General features: G+C 70.0%; 2 protein-coding genes and 1 pseudogene. All 3 read right to left on the reverse strand.

Features of this window, described 5'->3' with window-relative positions; genetic code table 11:
* Positions 1–1,761, reverse strand: a pseudogene (locus tag ABZ664_RS39315) (hypothetical protein); the annotation flags it as partial.
* Between the two features lie 11 nt (positions 1,762–1,772).
* On the reverse strand, positions 1,773–2,111 hold the full coding sequence (locus tag ABZ664_RS39320; RefSeq protein WP_362522373.1) for a DUF4233 domain-containing protein: 339 nt from the start codon (positions 2,109–2,111) through the stop codon (positions 1,773–1,775).
* Between the two features lie 179 nt (positions 2,112–2,290).
* On the reverse strand, positions 2,291–3,583 hold the full coding sequence (locus ABZ664_RS39325; RefSeq protein ID WP_362522375.1) for a folylpolyglutamate synthase/dihydrofolate synthase family protein: 1,293 nt from the start codon (positions 3,581–3,583) through the stop codon (positions 2,291–2,293).
* Positions 3,584–3,845 lie beyond the last annotated feature (262 nt).

The raw sequence follows: 3,845 nt of genomic DNA on the forward strand, positions 1-3,845 counted from the left end.
GCCGCGCGCGGGGGGGGGGGGGGGGGTCGGGGGGGGGGGGGGGGGGGGGGGGGGGGGGGGGGGGGGTGGGGGGGGGGGGGGGGGGGGGGGGCGGGCCCCCCCCCCCCCCCCCACCACCCCGTGTCCCGCCTGCCCGTCCCGTTCGGACCGCCTGGGCTGCCCGGCCCGTTCGGACGGCTTGACCTGCCCGGAAAGACCGACCTTTCCGGGAGGTCCCGACGCCGTGGCGGCCGGCCACGCGCCACCGGCGGGATCGACCTCTCCGGCGGGAGGGGGCACCAGCCCGGAAGTGGGTCCCGCTCCCGGCGAGACGCCGCCCGCACCTGCCGGAGTGTCCCGGGTGTCCCCCGGGCTCACCGGGGTGCCGGGCAGGAGGCGAGCCAGAACGGCGCCGAGCACGATCACTACGAGCACCAGTCCGCCGCCGAGCAGTGCCCACAGCTGCAGGGCGTCCACGAACCCGTCGACCAGCGCCTGCGGGGTCGTGGCGTCCTTCAGGCGGTTGACCTGGACACCACTGCCCAGCAGGAAGCCCACGAGCACCGCGGGGAAGAACAGCGACAGCGCCAGAAGCGCCGCACCCTCACCGCAGGATCGCAACGCACCGGTGAGCGCCACCGAGGCACCACCCGCGAGCAGCGCGAACGGGAGGATCAGCGGGAGCCCGCCCGGGGCGGGAAGAAACAGCCGCACGGCGCACAGGCCCGCGACCATCACCACGAGTCCGCCCGCGGTGACCATGGGCATGGCCGCGTCGCCCAGCCGATTCGCCGACACCGCGGACAGGAGGCCCACCAACGCGGCGATCACGAAGGCCGGCCACAGGCCGGACAGCCCCGGCCCTCCCAGCCCTCCGAGTTCGACGTAGGTGATCTGGGCGGCGGTGGGCAGGGCGACGACGCCGACCGCGATCATCGCGTAGGCCGGCGCCCGACCGGCGGCCCCCTTCGAGAGACCGGAGGAGGCCAGGGCGAGCAGGACGAGGATGGACACCAGCGCCGCACGGATCACCAGATTCGGTGACCAGTCGAACGTGCTGCCCAGAGCCAGGGCCGCGACGCCCGCGGCGGGCATGACCACCCACAGCGTGCGTCCGCGTTCGGCGACGGCCGGAACGGGGCCCGCGCCGCTCTCGCCCTCCTTCAACCACAGCACCAGATAGAGCGCGGCGAGGGCGAGCGCGACCCCGGTGAGCATCGGGTACGGCTGGAGGGTGACGCGCCAGGAGTCGACCTGGTCAAGGGGCCACAGCGCGAGCGCCTGGGCAGCCAGGAGGCTCCCCGTCAGCACGGCCGCCCACACGGCCCTGAGGAGCGTCGAACGCCCCCAGACGGCCATCAGGGTGGCGGGAACCAGCAAGCCCGCTCCGACCCCGTGCAGGACCCGCAGGACCCCTACCAGCGCCGTTGACCCGGCGTACCCGCCGGCGGCGTCGGCGAAGGCGAGCAGGGTCAACCCGGCGACCATCATCGGGGCCGCCCTCATCCGGTACACGGCCACCGCCGCCACCGGCACGGTCAGGACCATCGCGGGAAGCGCCAGCCCGTGCGCTCTGATCATCGCTATCTGCGAGATGTCCGGCGGCAGGAGGGCGGCGACCACCGAGATGGTATTGGGAATGGCGACGATCGCCAGCGGCAGCACTACCGCGACGAGCAGTCCGAGGACAACGTCGAGCATCAGGGAGACCCGGAGCACGCGCACCAGGCCTGTGGGCCTGGCGGGCACCGCCCGAGTCGGCTGGATGGGAGGGACGGCCATGTTGGCCGACTTTAGCGAGAAGTCACGCCCTCGACACGGCGAGCGACGAATATCGCCGTGATCCACAGCGCGGCGAAGATCACCCCGAGGAAGAACATCGCCGGGACCATGAAGCCGGAGGCGATGGTGAGCACCTGGATCACGCTTCCCGCGAGGTAGGCGAAAGGCCGCCTGAGCAGGCCGATCACCACCACGCAGAGGAGCGCCAGGCCGAGGCCGACGGTGAACGCGAGGGTCGGTTCGACGCCTTGGGTGTTGATGGCGACCGGCGTGAACAGACCGACGACTATGGCCTGCATGCCGAGCACGCTGGCGCAGAGACGCCTCATCCCGGGAGTGACCGTGATCATTTTCTGTCCCTCCAGAGTCGCCACGGCCGCGCCCGACCCGCCACGCCCGACCGGCTCATCCCGTCTTGCCCGCTCACTATGCCTTGCCTACTCACTGCGCCTCGTCCGCCCGGCTTGTCCGATATCAGGGCGTTTTCCCGGCATATCGCGCTCTTGGCCGTTTGCGGTGTCCTGCTCGCTCACCGTGCCTCGTCCGCCTTGAGCAGAAGTCGCGCGTCACCGGCGGTCACCACCGACCCGGTGACCAGAACCCCGGCCCCGCTGAACTCTCCCAGAGCGTCGACGATGCCGATCGCCCGGTCGATCGCGCTGTCCAGCCTCTCGACCTGGTGCACCCGGTCAAGGCCGAAGATCTCCTCGGCCAGCGCGGCGAGATCGTCCACATCCATGGACCTCGGCGAGGAGTTCCTGGTCACCACGATCTCGTCCATCATCGGTTCCAGCAGCTCCAGGATGCCCTGGACGTCCTTGTCCTCGAACACCGCCACCACTCCGATGAGCTTCGCGAAGTCGAAGGACTCCTGCACGGCGTCCAGACTGGCCCGGATCCCCGCCGGATTGTGCGCGGCGTCGACGACCACCGTGGGCCCTCTGCGGACCACCTCAAGCCTGCCGGGCGAGCGCACCTCCAGGAACGCCTGCCGCACCAGCTCCGCATCGAGAGGCTCATCCCCACCGGTCAGCGCCTCCACCGCGGCAAGCGCGCAGGCCGCGTTACCCGCCTGGTGAGCCCCGTAGAGGGGAAGCAGAATGTCCTCGTAGGTTCCCTTGAGCCCTTTGAGACGGATCAACTGCCCACCGATGGCGAGTTCCCTGCTCAGCACGCCGAACTCCAGCCCCTCGCGTGCCACGGTGGCACCGACCTCGGCGGCCCGCCTCATCAGCACCGAGGCGGCGGGAAGCTCCTGCTGCGCGAGCACGGCGGTCGCCCCGGGCTTGATGATGCCGGCCTTCTCCCCTGCGATCGTCTCGACGTCGGGTCCGAGGTAGTCGACATGGTCGAGGGAGATAGGGGTGATGACCGCCACGGTGCCGTCGGCGACGTTGGTGGCGTCGGTGACGCCCCCCATCCCCGTCTCGATGACCGCCACATCCACGGGAGCATCGGCAAAGGCGGCGAACGCCATCGCGGTGAGGGTCTCGAAGAAGGAGAGCCTCCGCCCCTGTGAGTCGACCATCTCCAGGTAGGGAGCGATGTCCTCGTACACCTCGACGAAGCGCTCCTCGCTCAGCGGGACGCCGTCCACACTGATGCGCTCGCGCATGGAAACGAGGTGGGGGCTGGTGAACCGGCCGACACGCAGGTTGCGTTCGCGCAGAAGTGCTTCGATCATCCGGGTCGTACTCGACTTGCCGTTCGTACCGGCCACATGCACGACGGGATAGGAGTGCTGCGGGGAGCCGAGCAGGTCCACGAGCGCGGCGATCCTGTCGAGGCTGGGCTCGAAGCTCCACTCGACGCCACGCTGCATGATCGCTTGTTCAACCGCTCGATAGTCCACGTCTCCAGCCTACTGACGTCCTGGGCGGGTCCCGGACAGGCCCATAAAGAGTCCAGGACAGGTCCGCATTCCTGCCTGCGGCAAGGAACACCGGAAAAGCCATGAGGGGAAAGGGCCCAGAAAGAGAAAAGACTCTGGAAAGCACGAAAGGGCCCCCACCAAACAGTGGGAGCCCTTTTCGTAAAAGATTGTCCGGCGGTGACCTACTCTCCCACACCGTCCCCGGTGCAGT

The sequence above is a fragment of the Streptosporangium sp. NPDC006930 genome, assembly GCF_040635605.1.
In the GTDB taxonomy this organism is placed as follows: domain Bacteria; phylum Actinomycetota; class Actinomycetes; order Streptosporangiales; family Streptosporangiaceae; genus Streptosporangium.

What these genes read in the sequence shown, in the direction of transcription:
- ABZ664_RS39320 (WP_362522373.1), bottom strand. Translation starts at nt 2,111, where the DNA reads ATGATCACGGTCACTCCCGGGATGAGGCGTCTCTGCGCCAGCGTGCTC.
- ABZ664_RS39325 (WP_362522375.1), bottom strand. Translation starts at nt 3,583, where the DNA reads ATGCAGCGTGGCGTCGAGTGGAGCTTCGAGCCCAGCCTCGACAGGATC.